We start from the raw sequence: 16098 nt of genomic DNA, 5'->3' as shown, positions 1-16098 counted from the left end.
GTCATGTCGCGAGTCCTGTCGCGGGTGCCCCGGCGGGGGGTGCCCGGGACGCCGTGAACCGTGGATGACGTCACACATTCTCTACGCCCCGCCCACGGGCCGTGACGCGACCCCCCGGTACTGGGCCGAACGGCGCAGCCCGCAGGTCCCCTCGTCGGGTGGCGGTGTGGTGCTCACGCGGCCGCGTCGCGGTCGGAGAGCCGGAACCCCCGGTAGCCGTCGCGGGCGACGTCGGCGCAGGTCGCGGCGTAGCGGGCGAACCCGCCGGCGTAGGGCATGAACACGCTCGGCTTGCCCGGCACGTTCGCACCCAGGTACCAGGACGAGGCGGCCCCCGGCAGCAGCGTGGCGTCCGCGGCGGCCCGGTTGTGCTCGCCCCAGTCCCGCTCGGCGACCGGGTCGGCCTCGACCCGGTCGAGGCCGGCCGCGCGCAGGTGGGACAGGCAGTCGGCGATCCAGTCGACGTGCTGCTCGATCGAGGTCGGCATGTTCGTCAGCACCGACGGGCTGAACGGCCCGGTGACGGTGAACAGGTTCGGGAAGCCGGAGACCGCCAGTCCCAGGTAGGTCCGGGGGCCCTCGCGCCAGGCCCCGCTCAGCGCGGTGCCGTCCGGGCCGACCGGGTCCAGGCGCAGCAACGGCCCGGTCAGCGCGTCGAAGCCGGTGGCGAACACCAGGTCGTCGAGCTCGTGACGGGCCCCGGACCGCAGCCGCAGCCCGCCCGGCTCGACCGCCTCGACCGGGTCGGACCGGACGTCGACGAGCGTCACGTCGTCGCGGTTGTAGGTCTCGAAGTGGCCGGTGTCGATCGGTGGGCGTTTGGTGGCGAAGCCGTGGTCGTGGGGGAGCAGCGCCGCGGCGGTGGCCGGGTTCCGGACGACCTCCCGGATCCGGTCCCGGATGAAGTCCGACGCGGTGGCGTTGGCCGCCTCGTCGGCCAGCAGGTCCCGGTAGGTCGCGCGGAACCGCAGGCCGCCGCGCTCCCAGGCGGCCCGGTAGACGCGTTCGCGCTCCTCGCGCGGGTCGTCGAGCGCGGAGCGGTCGCCGACCACGAACGGGTGCCCGTTGGTGGACCCGGCCTGGACCTCGCGGATGCGGCGGTAGTCGGCCTTGTGGGCGCGCGACTCGTCCTCGCCCAGCGGTGCGTTGCGGGCCGGCACCGAGTAGTTGGGGGTCCGCTGGAAGACGGTCAGGTGCGCGGCCTGCTCGGCCAGCACCGGGATCGCCTGGATCCCGGTCGACCCGGTGCCGACCACGCCGACCCGCCGCCCGGCGACGTCGACGCCCTCGCGCGGCCAGCTGCCGGTGTGGAACCAGCGCCCGGCGAAGTCGTCCAGCCCCGGCAGGTCCGGCACGTTCGCCGCGGACAGGCAGCCGAGGGCGGTGACCAGGAAGCGGCAGTGCAGGTCGGCGCCGTCGCGCACGGTCACGGTCCAGCCGCGCCCGTCGGCGTCGGCGCGGGCGCCGGTGACGGTGGTCGAGAGCCGGATGTCGCGGCGCAGGCCGAACCGGTCGGCGACGTGGTCGAGGTAGGCCCTGATCTCCGGCTGGCGCGGGTAGCGCTCGGTCCAGGTCCACTCCTGCTCCAGCGCGGTGTCGAAGGAGTAGTAGTAGTAGTAGCTCTCCGAGTCGCACCGCGCGCCCGGGTAGCGGTTCCAGTACCAGGTCCCGCCGACGCCGTCGGCGCGTTCCAGCACGACGGCGGACATCCCGAGCCCGCGCAGGCGGTGCAGCATGTAGAGCCCGGCGAACCCGGCTCCGACCACGACCGCGTCGAACTCCTCCGGGGCGACGTCCTGACCAACAGCGCTGTCGACCATGTCACCCAGATGAGCACGCCCGCGCGGGCCCGGCAAGCCGGGATCTAGGACATCCAGGACTTCAGCTTCTCGAACGTGTGGTTCACGTCGTGGGTCATCGGGTTCACGTGCAGGTGCGTGATCCCGTTCTCCCGCAGGGCCGCGATGCGCTCGCGGACGTGGCCCTCGGGACCGATCAGGGTGACCTTGTCGATGAAGTCGTCGGGGAGGGCGGCCATCGCCTCCTCCTTCTTCCCGTCCAGGTAGAGGTCCTGCACGGTCCTCGCCTCGTCGGCGTAGCCCTGCTTGGCGAACACGGTGTTGTAGAAGTTCTTGCCGCGCGCGCCCATGCCGCCGATGTAGAGCGCGTAGAGGCCGCGGGCGGCCTGGCGGGCCGGCTCGAAGAACTCCTCCTCGAGCGCGACGATCCCGCCGCCGGTGATCTGCAGCGGGCCCAGCTCGGGTGCGCGCTTGGCGTAGCCGGCCTCCAGCGCGGATCCGAAGACCTCCTGGATCTTCTCCGGCAGCACGACGTGGGGCAGCCAGCCGTTCGCCAGCTCCGCGGTCATCTCCAGGTTCTTCTCGCCCAGCGCGGCCACCCAGACCGGGATGTCGGCGCGCTTCGGGTGGTTGATGATCTTCAGCGGCTTGCCGAGGCCGGTGCCACCGGGCAGCGGGATCGGGTACAGCCCGTCGTTGGTGAGCTTCTCCTCCCGCTTCCAGACCCTGCGGCAGATCTCGATGATCTCGCGCGTGCGCCCGACGGGCTTGTCGTAGGGCACACCGTGGAAGCCTTCGATGACCTGCGGCCCCGATGCGCCGAGGCCGAGGTTGAACCGGCCGTCGGACAGGGCGTCGAGGCCGGCCGCGGTCATCGCGGTCAGGGTCGGCGTGCGCGAGTAGATCGGCAGGATCGCCGACCCGATCTCGAGCCGCTCGGTGCGTGCGGCGAGGTAGCCGAGCAGGGAGACGGCGTCGAACGAGTACGCCTCGGCGGCCCAGACGACGTCGAGACCGGCGCGTTCCATGTCGGTGACGGCGTCCGCGTTGCGGATCGGGTCGTCGCCGTAGGGGAGGACGGTGGAGAGCTTCACTCCCCGTTCAGTACTCACAAGTTACTCGCGGGTCAAGTCCGGACCGGGGGTGGAACCCGAATCGCAACAGGGGGGTTAGCCGCACTGTCGGCGGGGTACGGTCGCCGCGACAGTGGACGCATGACGCTCGAGGCCGCACCTCCCCGCAGCACGTCCGAGAAGCGGACGCCCGCGCCGATCATCGACGGGCAGCGCCCGCCCGGCGCGATGTTCCTGGTCGGACTGTTCGTCGTCCTCCCGACGCTCGCGCTGTTCGCCGCCGTCCCGCTGGCGTGGGGCTGGGGTCTCGGATGGGTCGACGTCGCGCTGTTCGTCGTCTTCTACGCCGTCAGCGGCCTGGGTGTGACCGTCGGTTTCCACCGCTACTTCACCCACGGCTCGTTCAAGGCCAACCGTCCGCTGCGGATCGCCCTGGCGATCGCGGGCAGCATCTCGCTGCAGGGCAGCGTGCTCGACTGGGTCGGCGACCACCGCCGCCACCACGCGTTCTCCGACAAGGAGGGCGACCCGCACTCGCCGTGGCTCTACGGCACCGGCGCGAAGGCGCTGGTCAAGGGCTTCTGGCACTCGCACCTGGGCTGGATCTTCAACCGCGACCTCACCAACATGAAGCGGTTCGCCCCGGACCTGCTCGCCGACCGCGACATCATGCGCGTCGAGAAGGCGTTCCCGCTGATCGTCGTCTTCAGCCTGGCGGGCCCGGCGCTCATCGGCGGCCTCGTCACGATGTCCTGGTGGGGCGCGTTCACCGCGTTCTTCTGGGCCGGTCTGGTCCGCGTCGCGGTGCTGCACCACGTCACCTGGTCGATCAACTCGATCTGCCACATCTGGGGTGAGCGCCCCTTCGCCTCCCGCGACAAGTCCGCCAACGTCTGGTGGCTGGCGGTCCTGTCCTTCGGCGAGTCCTGGCACAACCTGCACCACGCCGACCCGACCTGCGCCCGGCACGGCGTGAAGAAGGGCCAGGTCGACATCTCGGCCGTCGTCATCCGGGGCTTCGAGAAGCTCGGCTGGGCGACCGCGGTCCGCTGGCCCACCACGCGCCGCCTCGAGAAGCTCTCGAAGAAGCCGGAGCCCGCCGCGGCCTGATCCGCCCGCGTCATACGTCCGACGCCCCCGGTGCCCCGTGCACCGGGGGCGTCGTCGTGTCCGGGACCTAGTGTCGCGTAAACGATGTTCTTTGACCGGGTCGGCAGTGGTTGAGTAGGTGGTCTGCGGGTTTGGTCCAGATGAACGGGTGGCAGCGTTCGTTCCAGCCGTCGATGAACCGGCCGATCGCGCCGATCAGTTCTCTGACGCTGCCGAAGCTGCCGAAGCTGCCGTGGCGAATGGCCTGGCGGGTGATGACCCCGAAAAAGACCTCGACCATGTTCAGCCACGATCCCGAGGTCGGGGTGAAGTGCAGGGTGATCCGCGGGTTGCGGGCCAGCCAGGCCTTCACTGCGGGGTGCTTGTGGGTCGCGTAGTTGTCCACCACCAGGTGCAGCTTGCGCCGCGGGTAGGCCTTCGCGACCTGCTTGAGGAACCGCAGGAACTCCTGATGGCGATGCCGCGGCAGGCCCGCCTGCTCGACCCGCCCGGTCGCGACCTCTAACGCCGCGAACAGCGTGGTGGTGCCGTGACGGACGTAGTCATGCGTCCGTTTCTCCGGGATACCGGGCATGATCGGCAGGATCGGCGCTGTCCGGTCCAGGGCCTGGACCTGGGATTTCTCGTCGACGCAGAGCACGACGGCCTTGTCCGGCGGGTTCAGATACAACCCGACGATGTCGCGGACCTTGGCTTCGAGCTCGGGATCGGTGGAGAACTTGAACGTCTCGGACTTCCACGGCTGCAGCCCCCACCGCCGCCAAATCTTGCCGATCCACACGTGGGAGATCCCGAGCTCGGCACCGAGCAGCCGTGACGACCAGTGCGTGACTCCGAGCCGCTCAGGCGGCGGTTCCAGCGTGGCGAGCACGACCGCGACCTCGTCGATCACCGGCGGCCGGCCCGCCTTGGGCCGGTCGGCCAGCCCGGCGATCCCCTCAGCGGCGTAACGCTTCTTCCACCCGATCACCGTCGCCTTCGACGCCCCGACCAGTGTGACGATGTCCTTGACCGCCACCCCGTCCGCGGCCAGCAACACGATCCTGCCCCGTCGGGCCAGTCCCGCCGAAACCGACGAGGAACGCAGCCAGGACTCCAGCACCTCGCGGTCGGCGGCCGGAACGTCCACGGTCACAGTCAACGGCACAGCTCATGATCCCGTAAACCAGCCCGTGAGTAAAGTAACCTAGTTACCGCAACACTAGCGGCGGCGCCGCGTGGGGCGTCGTCGTCCCGCGCCCGACGCGGGACGGGGTGCGGGCGCGGCCGGGGGTGCGCTGCGCCGGGTCCGCGTGCTGTGCGCCGAGCGGCCGCGCACGATCCCGATGAACTCCTCCATCAGGTCGCTGTTCTCCGCGTCCGGCCAGGTCAGTGCCACGCCCGAGCCCGGGGCGTCGACCAGGGGCCGGTAGGTGAGGTCCCGGCGGTGGTGCAGCCGGGCCAGCGACTGCGGGACGACCAGCAGCCCGACCCCCGCCGCGACGATCTCGACCGCCTCGGCCGTCGTCGGCGGGATGTGCTCCGCGGCCCGGCCGGGTGGCCCCCCGGCCCAGTCCAGGGTGTCGTCCCCGGGGCGCAGGACGATCTCGTCCGCGAGGTCGGCGACGGTCAGCTCGTCCGCCGCGGTCACCACGTGCTCCTTCGGCACGACGACCACCGTCGTCTCGGTGTAGAGCGGGATCGCGTGCAGGCCGGTCCGGTCGATCGGCAGCCGGGTGACCGCGGCGTCCACCGTGCCCGCGCGGACCAGGTCCGCCGCCTCGGCCGGGCTCACCGTGTGCAGCTCCAGCGGGACCCCGGGGCGGCGCTCGGCCCACATCCGGGTCCACTTGCCGGGCGTGACACCCGGGACGTAGCCGAGGTGGAAGGACGTGGCGGTCACCGCTCGAGGCTAGCCGCCTAGCCTGGTGGCATGACGCGCCAGAGGTCCGCCCAGACGATGAAGCCCGCGACCGCGGCGAAGAAGCTCGGCGTGCTCCTCGAGGCCACCCCCGCCGACTTCCGCGAGGGGGTCGTCTCGCGCGACGAGCTCGTCGCCCTGCAGGCCGACCCGCCGGAGTGGCTGCGCACGCTGCGCACCACCGGGCCGCACCCGCGCCCGGTCGTCGCGGACCGGCTCGGGGTGTCCATCTCGGGGCTGGCCCGAGCGGGGATCACCGAGCCGCTCACCACCGAGCAGATCGCCTCGATCAAGTCCGAGGAGCCCGAGTGGCTGGCCCGTGAGCGGGCCACCCGCGCCGAGAGCCAGCGCGAGGCCGCCCGGCTGAAGGCCCAGCAGCAGCAGAAGTAGCACCGAGGACCGGACCTGTCCTCGTCCGTCGTCAGGCTCGGCGCATGACGAGCTACCTCCTGGTTCCCGGGTTCTGGATCGACGCGTCGGCCTGGAGCGCGGTCGCGGACGACCTGCGCTCCCGCGGGCACGACGTGACCGCGCTCGATCTCGGCCACGACCCCGCCGCCACCGCCCGGACCCGCGTCGACGAGATCCTCGCCGCGCTGGGGGACGCCGGCGAGCCGGTGGTGCTCGTCGGCCACAGCGGCGCGGGACCGGTCTGCGCGGCGGTGGCCGAGCAGGCCCGGGACCGGCTCGCGCACCTGGTGTTCGTCGACACCGGCCCGCCGCCCGACGGCGTCGCGCAGATCGACTTCTCCGCGCCCGACGCGCAGGCCGTGACCCGGGCGACTCTCGCTGCACACGGCGCGCTCCCGATGCCGTCCCGCGCCGAGCTCGACGCGGCCGGCAGCAGTACCGCGGGCATCCCCGACGCCGTGTTCGACGACGTCCGCGCCCGCTCGGTGGCCGAGCCGGCCGGGGTGGTACTCACCGGCGCCCCGCGCGGGACGGTCGACCCCTCGCTGCCGAAGACCGTCGTGGCCTGCAGCTTCACCCCCGCCGACGTCCGCGAGCTGATCGAGGCGGGAGTGCCGGGGTTCGCGGAGATGGACGGTCCGGAGTGGAGATTCGTGGCGCTGCCGACGGGGCACTGGCCGATGCTGTCCGAGCCCGCGGGGCTCGCGGAGGTGCTCGACGGGCTGGGGTGACCCGCCGTGCACCTCCAGGGTCTCCTGGGTCCCGCCGGCCCCCCACCCCGTACCGTGCACCGCCGCACCGCCGCACCGCCGCACCGCCGCACCGCCGCACCGCCGCACCGCCGCACCGCCGCACCGCCGCACCGCCGCGCCGCCGCGCCGCCGCGCCGCCGCGCCGCCGCGCCGCCGCGCCGCCGCGCCGGCGCTCCGCCGTTCCGGCGCGCCGCCCGGCTCGCCGGTCGCCGAGATGCAGCTCAGCGGGCTGTGGAGATCGACAACTCCCGCTGAGCTGCCTCTCGATGGCGGATGCCGCGCTGCAGCTCGGGCCCGTGCGCCCGTGCGCCGGGCGGCCTCGGCCGCATCCCGACCCGCTCGGGTCGGACTGGTCCCTGCATGTCGAGACTCCTTGCTCAAGGTATCTTGATAAAGGTACGTTGACTCGCGTGCCGAAGGAGCCCTACACCCTCACCGACCCCGCGCGGCTGCGTGCGCTGGCCCATCCGCTGCGGGTGGAGCTGCTGGAGGTGGTCGGTCTCGAGCGGACCGCGACCGCGACCCGGTGTGCCGAGCTCACCGGGGAGAGTGTCGCCAGCTGCGCCTACCACCTGGGGATCCTCGCCAAGTACGGCTTCGTCGAACAGGCCGAGGGCGGTCGCGGACGGGAGAAGCCCTGGAAGCTCGTCCGCTACGGCCAGTCCTGGGGTGTCGAGGACGACATGGAGCCGGAGACCGCCATGGCCGCCGAGACACTGTCGGAGGTCTACGTCGACCGGGTCGCCGACAAGATGAAGCGGTGGTTCCGGCGGGCCGGGGCCGAGGCGCCCGAGTGGCGGGAGGGCGCCGGATTCTCCGCGGGTTCCACCTGGATGACCGCCGCGGAGCTCGCGGAGCTGAACGCCGAGCTGATCGCCGTCTCGCGCCGGTTCCGGGAGCGCCGGGACGACCCGTCCACCCGTCCCCCGGGGGCGCGTCCGGTCGAGTTCTTCTTCGGGACGTGGCTCCCGCGCCCGCCCGGTGAGATCACCCCGCCCGAGCCGCCAGGAGACGCGCCGTGATCGAGGACCACTGGGCCCACCTCGCGCGGGCGCGGATGGCGGACCTGCACCGCGAGTCCGCGGCGCACCGCCTGGCCCGCGGCTGCCCGGGGCGCCTGCACGCCGTCTACGCGCGCCTGTGGTGGGCCGCCCGCCCGCGCGCCGGGACCTGGGCCCCACGGCTGCTGCAGCACTGACGCCCGGCCACGGGCGCCCGTCGACCGGTACCGCCGGCGCCGACCCGCCGAGATGCAGCTCAGCGGGAGTTGTGGATCTCCTCAGCCCGCTGAGCTGCATCTCGGTGTCCCGGAATGCGTCGAGATGCAGCGCAGGGTCCGTGCGGGGGCGCGCGCCGCAGCCCCCAGCTGTATCTCGACGGGGGTGCCCGGCGCGGGGCCCGGACACGACGACGCCCGGGCCGGTGACCCGGCCCGGGCGTCGTGTCGTGCTGCTACGCGACGATCAGACGTCGTAGCGGTCGGCCATCATGACCTTGTCCCAGGCGGCGACGAAGTCGCGGACGAACTTCTCCTCGGCGTCGTCGGAGGCGTACACCTCGGCGACGGCACGCAGCTCGGAGTTCGACCCGAAGACCAGGTCGGCACGGGTGCCGGTCCACTTCACGTTCCCGGAGGCGTCGACGGCCTCGAAGGAGTCGTCGTCACCGGCGACCGAACGCCACTGGACGTCGGGGCCCAGCAGGTTGGTGAAGAAGTCGTTGGACAGGGTGCCGACCTTGTCGGTGAACACGCCGGCCGTCGACCCGCCGGTGTTGGCACCCAGCACACGCAGGCCGCCGACCAGCACGGTCATCTCCGGGGCGGAGACGCCGAGCAGGTTCGCCCGGTCGACGAGCAGGAACTCGCCGGGCAGGGTGTGGCCCTTGCCGCGGTAGTTGCGGAAGCCGTCGGCGGTGGGCTCCAGGTAGGAGAACGACTCGACGTCGGTCTTCTCCTGGGTGGCGTCGGTCCGGCCCGGGACGAACGGCACGGTGATGTCGTGCCCGGCGTCCTTGGCGGCCTTCTCCACCGCGGCGGCACCGGCCAGCACGACCAGGTCGGCAAAGGAGATCTTCTTGCCGCCGGTGAGCGAGCCGTTGACGTCGGACTGGATCGACTCCAGCGTCGAGACCACGGTGCGCAGCGTGTCGGGGTCGTTGACCTCCCACTGCAGCTGCGGCTCCAGCCGGATGCGGCCGCCGTTGGCACCACCGCGCTTGTCGGACTGGCGGAACGACGAGGCCGCGGCCCAGGCGGTCTTGACCAGGTCGCTGACCGACAGGCCGGACTCCAGCACCTTCGCCTTGATCGACGCGACGTCGTCGGCGGAGACGAGCTCGTGGTCCACGGCCGGGACCGGGTCCTGCCACAGGAGCTCCTCCTGCGGCACCCAGGCGCCGATGTAGCGCTCCTTCGGGCCCATGTCGCGGTGGGTCAGCTTGTACCAGGCGCGACGGTAGGTGTCCTCGAACTCGGACGGGTTGTCCAGCCAGCGGTGGGTGATCTCGCCGTAGGACGGGTCGACGCGCAGCGCGACGTCGGTGACCAGCATCGTCGGCTTGCGGTTCGGGTAGCCGGGCTCCGGGTCGGGGATGATCTCCGGGGCGTCCTTGGCGATGAACTGCCTGGCACCGGCCGGGGACTCGGTCAGCTCCCACTCGTAGGCGTAGAGGTGCTTCAGGTAGTCGTGGCTCCACCGGTTCGGGGTGCGGGTCCAGATGACCTCGAGCCCGGAGGTGATGGCGTCACGGCCCTTGCCGGACCGGAAGTTCTGCTTCCAGCCCAGGCCCTGCTCGGTGATGTCGGCGGCCTCCGGCTCGGGGCCGACGTTGCCGTTCTCGTCGGGGTTGGCGGCACCGTGGGTCTTGCCGAGGGTGTGGCCGCCGACGATCAGCGCCGCGGTCTCCTCGTCGTTCATCGCCATCCGGCCGAAGGTCTCGCGGATGTCGCGGGCGGCGGCCACCGGGTCACCGCTGGCGTCCGGGCCCTCCGGGTTGACGTAGATCAGACCCATGTGGGACGCGCCGAGCGGCTTCTCCAGCTCGCGGTGCGCGAAGTCCTTGCTGCCGCCGTAGCGCGCCTCGTTGCCCAGCCAGACGTTCTCCGAGCCCCAGTAGACGTCCTCGTCGGGCTCCCACACGTCGGCACGGCCGCCGGCGAAGCCGAACATCGGGAAGCCGGAGATTTCGTGCGCGCGGTTGCCCGCGAAGACCATCAGGTCGGCCCAGGAGACCTTGCGGCCCCACTTCTGCTTGACCGGCCAGAGCAACCGGCGGGCCTTGTCCAGGTTGCCGTTGTCGGGCCAGCTGTTCAGCGGGGCGAACCGCTGCATGCCGGCGCCCGCGCCACCGCGCCCGTCGTAGGTCCGGTAGGTACCGGCGGAGTGCCAGGCCATCCGGATGAAGAACCCGGCGTAGCTGCCGTGGTCGGCGGGCCACCAGTCCTGCGAGGTGGTGATGACGGCGTCGACGTCGCGGGCGAGCTCGTCGAGGTCGACGGTCGCGAACTCGGCGGCGTAGTCGAAGCCGTCGTCCATCGGGTCCGCAGCGGGAGCGTGCTTGCGGAGGATCTTCAGGTTGAGCTGGTTGGGCCACCAGCTCTGGTTGCCGCCACCTTCGGTGGGGTGCGCGATGCGGCCGGCGGCGACGGGGCAACCGCCGTCCTGCTCGCGGTTCATCTCGCTCTCGACGGTGGGGTGCTCGTCAGACACGGGACATCCTCTCGGGATCAGTGGATGAGCAGTCGGGGCACCGGCCCCAGTACACGACCTCGGCCTCGTCGATCACGAAGCCGCTGTCGTCGGAGGCGGTGAGACAGGGTGCGGCGCCGACGGTGCAGTCGACGTCGGCGATGGCGCCACAGGACCGGCACACCACGTGGTGGTGGTTGTCGCCGACCCGCGCCTCGTACCGCGCGACGGAACCGGTGGGCTGGATCCTGCGGACCAGCCCGGAGGAGTGCAGCGCACGCAGGACGTCGTAGACGGCCTGGTGCGACACCTCCCCGAGGTCCTCCCGCACGACACGGATGATCGACTCCGTGTCCGCGTGCTGGTGGGAGTGGACCGCCTGCAGCACGGCCAGGCGAGGACGCGTCACGCGCAGCGACGCCGCGCGCAGCATGCCCTCGTAGTCCGATGCGTTCGACACGGCGGCGAGACTGCCCGCTTTTCTGGAATCGGTCAAGTTTCGGCGTGTCTCAGTATGAGACCGGCGTCACGTCAGACGGTGCTGCGCTCCCGGCCCGCCCAGAACGGGGCCCGGAGATCCTTCTTGAGGATCTTGCCGGTCGGGTTCCGGGGGAGCTCCGGCAGGATGTCGACGGTCTTCGGGCACTTGAACGACGCGAGGTGGGCCCTGGCGTGGGCCAGCAGCTCGTCGGGGTCGACGGTCGCGCCGGGCGCGGGCACCACGCAGGCCTTGGGCACCTCGCCCCAGCGGTCGTCGGGCACCCCGATCACGGCGACGTCGCCGACGCTCGGGTGCTCGGCCAGTACCCGCTCGATCTCGGCCGGGTACACGTTCTCGCCCCCCGAGACGATCATGTCCTTGATCCGGTCGGTGACGTAGAGGTAGCCGTCGGCGTCGAGGTGGCCGCCGTCGCCGGAGCGCAGCCAGCCGTCCGGGGTGATGGTCGCCTCCGTCGCCTCGGGCCTGCCCCAGTAGCCGCTCATGAGCTGGTCGGTGCGCACCCACACCTCGCCCGGCTCGCCGGTCCCGAGCTGCTCCCCGGTCGCGGGGTCGCGGATCTCGATCTCCACCCCGGACAGGGGCGTGCCGGCCGAGACCAGCCGGTGCGCGACGGCGGGGTCGGCGTGGTCCTCGGGCCCGAGCGAGCTGACCACCCCGCAGGCCTCGGTCATCCCGTAGACCTGGTGCAGCTTCGGCCCGAACAGTGCCAGCGACGCCCGCAGCACCGGCAGCGGCATCGGCGAGGCGCCGTAGGAGATCGCCCGCAGCGAGGAGAAGTCGCGCTCGGCGGCGCCCGGGACCTGGGTCATCGCGCCCATCAGCGCGGGCACCCAGAACGTGTGCGTGATGCCCTCGGCGGCGACCATGTCCAGCAGAGCGGCCGGGTCGGGCGTGCGCGCCATCACGATCCGTGCGCCCTGTGCGAGTGCGAGGAACGCGTAGCTGGTCCCGCCGACGTGGAACAGCGGCATCGCGACCTGCACGACGTCGGTCGGGGTCAGCCCGAAGTCCGCGGCGACGTGCGCCGCGTGCGCCAGCATCGCGCCGTGGGTGAGCATCGCGCCCTTGGGGAAGCCGGTGGTGCCCGAGGTGTAGAGCTGCACGAAGCAGTCGTCCGGGCCGGCGTCGTAGGGGTGGGTGTCGGGCTCGTGCGCGGCGAGGAAGCCCTCGTACCCGTCGGTCGACAGGACCCGCTCGACGGTCGTGAGGGAGTCGCGCAGCGCGTCGACGGCCCCGGCGAACTCCGGCCCGACCAGCAGCAGCCGGGCCCGGGAGTCCTCGACGACGTAGCGGATCTCCGGCGGCGCGAGCCGGAAGTTCACCACCGCGTTGGCGGCACCGATCCAGGCGCAGGCCAGCGACAGCTCCAGGCACGACGGGTGGTTGAGGTCCAGCACGGCGACGCGGTCACCCGGTCCGATCCCCGCGGCGCGCAGGGCGGCGGCGAGCCTGCGGACCCGCTCGTCGAGCTCGGCCCAGGTCCGGCGGACCTCACCGAAGCGCAGGGCCTCGTCGTCCGGACGGCCGGCGGCGTGGGTACGGAGCAGGGACGAGACGGTGGCGGTCGGGTCGATCACGGGGCGGCTCCTCGGGGGCTCGGCACTGAGCGTGTGACGCACGCCATTCAAGTCCGTTTCGTCGGCCTTCCGCCAGGGCCGATCGGAGCGGACGGGCCCGGCCCGGGTCCGGCCCGTCGGGGCCCGGGATGCCCGCGGCGTCAGGCGTGGGCGGGGAAGGCGGGTCGCAGGTCGAGGGGGTTGATGTAGTCGCGGTAGCGCGTCACGAGGTCGTCGTCGAAGGTGACGACGGCGACGTAGGAGATCGCGGCCGGGGTGCCGTCGGAGAAGTGGCCGGTCGAGGACCACTCGGCGGTCAGGGTGTCGGAGCCCTCGTGGATCCGCAGGTCGTGCATGCCGCCGTCGAGGGTCAGGAGATCGGGCACGGTGCGCATCCAGGCCTCGATGGCCTCGCGTCCCTCGACGCGTGTGGGCATCCCGGCCGGGGCGAACGGGAACTCGTGCACGGCGTCGTCGTGGTACATCGCCATGAACGTGTCGACGTCGGCCCGGTGGAAGGCCTCGAGGCTCGCGGTCAGCAGGCGGACCCGGTCGCCGGTGGGGGTGGGCACGGTGTTCCTCCAGGCATCCAGTGGAACGATACGGACTCGTTCCGTTTTAGGCGACGGTAGGTCGGCGCGGGACGGAACGCAAGCGTTCCGTCGGCGGCTAGGGTGGCGGAGTGACGGTCCGACGAGCCACCAGCGGCGGAGCGGTCCTGCGCCCCCGCGTCACCGAGGCGATCGTGTCCGCGGCGTTCGCCGAGCTGGCCGCATCCGGGTACGCCCGCCTGTCGATGGAGGCCGTCGCCCGGCGTGCGGGTGTGGGCAAGGCCGCGCTCTACCGCCGCTGGCCCTCGAAGCAGGAGATGCTGGCCGACCTGGTCCGCCAGGCCGTCGCCGACACGGTGCCCCCCGTCCCGTCGACCGGCGCGTTCCGCAGCGACCTGCGGGAGCTGCTCGGGCGGCTGCGCGACCAGGTGGCCGCGCCCGTGGTGGCGGCGGTGGCCCCGACGTTGTTCGCCGAGCTCCGCCACACCCCGGCGCTGGTCGAGGTGCTCCAGGAGGACGTGACCGGTCCGCGGCGGGAGGTCGGGGTGCAGATGCTGCGGGCGGCGGTCGGACGCGGGGAGCTGCCCGCGTCGGTGGACGTCGATCTCGCGGTCGACCTGCTGATCGCGCCGCTGCTGTTCCGGGTGCTCGTCACGCAGGACGCGTGCGACGACGCGTACCTGGACACACTGGCCGCGGCGGTCGAGGCGGCGATCCGCGCCACCGCCTGACGGTCCCGGTCACACCGGCCGGGCGTGGCCCGCCGGCGGCTCCCGGGCCCCGTCCCGCGCCGTGGTGCGGGGCCCGCCTCCTGCCGGGTCCCCGGTCTGGGCGAGGATTGCGGCGCGAGTGAGGCCCCGGCGCGAACCCGGGGCACGACGCGCGACGGACGGAGGCCGGAGTGCAGGACACCGCGTCCACACAGACCCCGACGGCGGCCGGGAGCGGACGGATCGTCGTCGAGGGGCTGGGCAAGAAGTTCGGTCCGGTCGAGGCCGTGCACGACCTGTCGTTCACCGTCGAGCCCGGCTCGGTGACCGGGTTCCTCGGCCCCAACGGATCGGGCAAGACGACGACGCTGCGGATGATCCTGGGCCTGGTCGTTCCCAGCACCGGGCGGGCGCTCGTCGACGGCGTCGGGTTCACCGCGCTGCCCTCGCCCGGCCGCGTCGTCGGTGCGGTGCTGGAGGTGCAGGGCGTGCACCCGCGGCGGACCGCCCGCGCGCACCTGCGTGCCGCGGCCGCGGCCATCGGCGTCCCCGACACCCGGGTCGACGAGGTGCTCACCCTGGTCGGCCTGGCGGCCGCCGCGGACCGCTCGGCGGGCGGGTTCTCGCTGGGCATGAACCAGCGCCTGGCCCTGGCCGTGGCGCTGCTCGGGGACCCGCACATCCTGGTGCTCGACGAGCCGGGCAACGGCCTGGATCCCGACGGCATCGCCTGGCTGCGGTCGTTCCTGCAGGCCTTCGCCGCCTCCGGGCGCAGCGTGCTCGTCTCGTCCCACCAGCTGGCGGAGATGGAACTGACCGCGCAGCGCCTCGTCGTCATCGACCGCGGCGCCTGCCGCTTCGACGGCACCGTCGCCGAGCTGCGCGCCGGGCACGGCTCGCGTGTGCTCGTGCGCGCCGCGGACCCGGCCCGGCTGGCCGAGGCGCTCGCCACGGACGGCATCACCGAGATCGACCGCGTCGACGAGGGTGTGCTCGCCGTCGGCGGGGCGGACGCGGTCCGGGTCGGGGACCTGGCGCTCGCCGCGGGCGTCGCCGTGTACGGGATGAGCGAGGAGCGGGCCGGGCTGGAACAGATGTTCCTGCGCCTGCTCGCCGGGGAGGAGCAGCGCTGATGGCGACCGTGAGCCTCGACCGCTTCCGCGCGGTGCTGACCGCGGAGGTCCGCAAGACCCTGTCCACCCGGGTGTGGTGGCTGCTGTTCGTCCCGGTGCTGCTGATCGCGCTGGGCATGAGCCTGCTCGGCAGCATCCTGCAGCTGCTGGTGCCGCAGGCCACCGACACCTCGTCGATCCTGATGCTCGCGGGGCTGGCGTCCGCGCTCACGATGACCGCGATCGTCGGTGCGGCCTTCGGGACCCTGCTGGGCACCGGGGACTTCCGGCACCGCACGGTCACGCTGGCCTACCTGACCGGGTCCCGCGGCCAGGTGCTCGGTGCCAAGGCGCTGATCGCGGCCGTCGTCGCCGGGTTGTACGGGCTCGTCCTGGTCGTGCTCGGCCCCCTGCTCGGCGGGGCCACGCTCGGTGGCCAGCAGCTGCCCGACCCGGGGCAGATCGCCGGGCTGGGCGCGATCGGCATCCTGGTGTGCGCCTTGTGGGGGGTGCTCGGCGTCGCCGTCGGGACCCTGATCACCAACCAGGCCGGGGCCATCGCACTGACCGTCGGCTACCTGCTGATCGGGGAGAACCTGATCGCCGGCGCGCTGCGCGCGGGCGACGGCTCCTCGCTCGGGGACCCGTCGGTGTTCGCCCGGCTGACCCCCTTCCTGCCCGGCAACGCGGGTGACCTCGCCGTCTGGGAGCCGGTGGTGAGCTCGGCCGGTCTGGGGGCGCAGTCGCAGTTCGTGCTGGAGTTCCTGGCCGGGGTGAGCGCGCCGCCCCCCGGCTGGGTCGGCCTGCTGGTCCTGGCGGTCTGGACGGCGGCGGGCATCGCGCTGGCCGCCGTCGTCGGGGCGCGGCGGGACATCACCTGAGCCGCCTCCCGCCGTGAGCGCTGCTGGGTACCTCGTCGATCAGTGCATGAGC

17 protein-coding genes are annotated in these 16098 nt (G+C 72.6%); 9 read left to right on the top strand and 8 right to left on the bottom strand.

Annotated elements, in window-relative coordinates; all coding sequences use genetic code 11:
* Positions 1-173: 173 nt before the first annotated feature.
* Both KPF47_RS29005 and KPF47_RS29000 read right to left on the bottom strand, forming a co-directional pair.
* Positions 174-1820 (bottom strand): NAD(P)/FAD-dependent oxidoreductase, encoded by a 1647-nt coding sequence (locus tag KPF47_RS29005; protein ID WP_224391998.1) that lies wholly within the window; start codon positions 1818-1820, stop codon positions 174-176.
* Positions 1821-1864: 44 nt separating this feature from the next.
* On the bottom strand, positions 1865-2893 hold the full coding sequence (locus KPF47_RS29000) for an LLM class F420-dependent oxidoreductase (protein ID WP_224392264.1): 1029 nt from the start codon (positions 2891-2893) through the stop codon (positions 1865-1867).
* A 120-nt stretch (positions 2894-3013) separates the two neighbouring features.
* Between KPF47_RS29000 and KPF47_RS28995 the strand changes: the two genes are divergently transcribed.
* Positions 3014-3982, top strand: a complete 969-nt coding sequence (locus KPF47_RS28995; RefSeq protein WP_224391997.1) for an acyl-CoA desaturase — start codon at positions 3014-3016, stop codon at positions 3980-3982.
* Between the two features lie 67 nt (positions 3983-4049).
* Here the strand turns inward: KPF47_RS28995 and KPF47_RS28990 are convergent, their stop codons facing one another.
* Both KPF47_RS28990 and KPF47_RS28985 read right to left on the bottom strand, forming a co-directional pair.
* Complete coding sequence (locus KPF47_RS28990) at positions 4050-5123, bottom strand: IS630 family transposase (RefSeq protein ID WP_255660778.1); 1074 nt, start codon at positions 5121-5123, stop codon at positions 4050-4052.
* A 60-nt stretch (positions 5124-5183) separates the two neighbouring features.
* Positions 5184-5801 (bottom strand): LysR substrate-binding domain-containing protein, encoded by a 618-nt coding sequence (locus KPF47_RS28985; protein WP_224392263.1) that lies wholly within the window; start codon positions 5799-5801, stop codon positions 5184-5186.
* A gap of 93 nt (positions 5802-5894) precedes the next feature.
* Here KPF47_RS28985 and KPF47_RS28980 point away from each other — a divergent pair, with 93 nt between their 5' ends.
* The 5 genes from KPF47_RS28980 to KPF47_RS28960 all read left to right on the top strand — a co-directional run bounded on the left by KPF47_RS28980 (position 5895) and on the right by KPF47_RS28960 (position 8243).
* Positions 5895-6272, top strand: a complete 378-nt coding sequence (locus tag KPF47_RS28980; protein WP_224391995.1) for a DUF5997 family protein — start codon at positions 5895-5897, stop codon at positions 6270-6272.
* 44 nt (positions 6273-6316) lie between these two features.
* Entirely contained in the window at positions 6317-7024 is a 708-nt protein-coding gene (locus KPF47_RS28975; RefSeq protein WP_224391994.1) for an alpha/beta fold hydrolase, read from the top strand.
* A 6-nt stretch (positions 7025-7030) separates the two neighbouring features.
* Positions 7031-7300 (top strand): hypothetical protein, encoded by a 270-nt coding sequence (locus KPF47_RS28970; RefSeq protein WP_224391993.1) that lies wholly within the window; start codon positions 7031-7033, stop codon positions 7298-7300.
* Between the two features lie 155 nt (positions 7301-7455).
* Positions 7456-8067 carry a helix-turn-helix domain-containing protein gene (locus KPF47_RS28965; protein ID WP_224391992.1) on the top strand — a complete coding sequence of 204 codons (612 nt, stop codon included), beginning with the start codon at positions 7456-7458 and terminating at the stop codon, positions 8065-8067.
* A complete protein-coding gene (locus KPF47_RS28960) occupies positions 8064-8243 on the top strand; it encodes a hypothetical protein (RefSeq protein ID WP_224391991.1) in 180 nt (59 codons plus the stop codon). The genes KPF47_RS28965 and KPF47_RS28960 overlap by 4 nt, the downstream gene beginning before the upstream one ends.
* A gap of 265 nt (positions 8244-8508) precedes the next feature.
* Here KPF47_RS28960 and katG read toward each other — a convergent pair whose 3' ends face one another.
* From katG to KPF47_RS28940, 4 genes are all read right to left on the bottom strand, one after another.
* The gene (katG, locus tag KPF47_RS28955; RefSeq protein WP_374108912.1) at positions 8509-10755 is read right to left on the bottom strand and encodes a catalase/peroxidase HPI; all 2247 of its coding nucleotides are present in this window, start codon (positions 10753-10755) and stop codon (positions 8509-8511) included.
* The gene (locus KPF47_RS28950) at positions 10748-11167 is read right to left on the bottom strand and encodes a Fur family transcriptional regulator (protein WP_255660889.1); all 420 of its coding nucleotides are present in this window, start codon (positions 11165-11167) and stop codon (positions 10748-10750) included. Before KPF47_RS28950 ends, katG begins: the two co-directional genes overlap by 8 nt.
* Before the next feature lie 98 nt (positions 11168-11265).
* Positions 11266-12813 carry a long-chain-fatty-acid--CoA ligase gene (locus KPF47_RS28945; RefSeq protein ID WP_224391989.1) on the bottom strand — a complete coding sequence of 516 codons (1548 nt, stop codon included), beginning with the start codon at positions 12811-12813 and terminating at the stop codon, positions 11266-11268.
* 140 nt (positions 12814-12953) lie between these two features.
* On the bottom strand, positions 12954-13364 hold the full coding sequence (locus KPF47_RS28940; protein WP_224391988.1) for a nuclear transport factor 2 family protein: 411 nt from the start codon (positions 13362-13364) through the stop codon (positions 12954-12956).
* 110 nt (positions 13365-13474) lie between these two features.
* Here KPF47_RS28940 and KPF47_RS28935 point away from each other — a divergent pair, with 110 nt between their 5' ends.
* The 3 genes from KPF47_RS28935 to KPF47_RS28925 all read left to right on the top strand — a co-directional run bounded on the left by KPF47_RS28935 (position 13475) and on the right by KPF47_RS28925 (position 16046).
* Positions 13475-14074: a TetR/AcrR family transcriptional regulator gene (locus KPF47_RS28935; RefSeq protein ID WP_224391987.1), complete on the top strand. Its 600-nt coding sequence runs from the start codon at positions 13475-13477 to the stop codon at positions 14072-14074.
* A gap of 170 nt (positions 14075-14244) precedes the next feature.
* Positions 14245-15186, top strand: coding sequence for an ATP-binding cassette domain-containing protein (locus tag KPF47_RS28930; RefSeq protein ID WP_224391986.1), 942 nt, complete (start codon positions 14245-14247; stop codon positions 15184-15186).
* Positions 15186-16046, top strand: a complete 861-nt coding sequence (locus tag KPF47_RS28925) for a hypothetical protein (protein WP_224391985.1) — start codon at positions 15186-15188, stop codon at positions 16044-16046. Before KPF47_RS28930 ends, KPF47_RS28925 begins: the two co-directional genes overlap by 1 nt.
* Positions 16047-16098: the final 52 nt, after the last annotated feature.

Origin of the sequence: Pseudonocardia sp. ICBG1293, from assembly GCF_020131355.1 — a bacterium.
Taxonomy (GTDB): domain Bacteria; phylum Actinomycetota; class Actinomycetes; order Mycobacteriales; family Pseudonocardiaceae; genus Pseudonocardia.
This window is presented reverse-complemented; position numbering and strand designations above follow the sequence as displayed.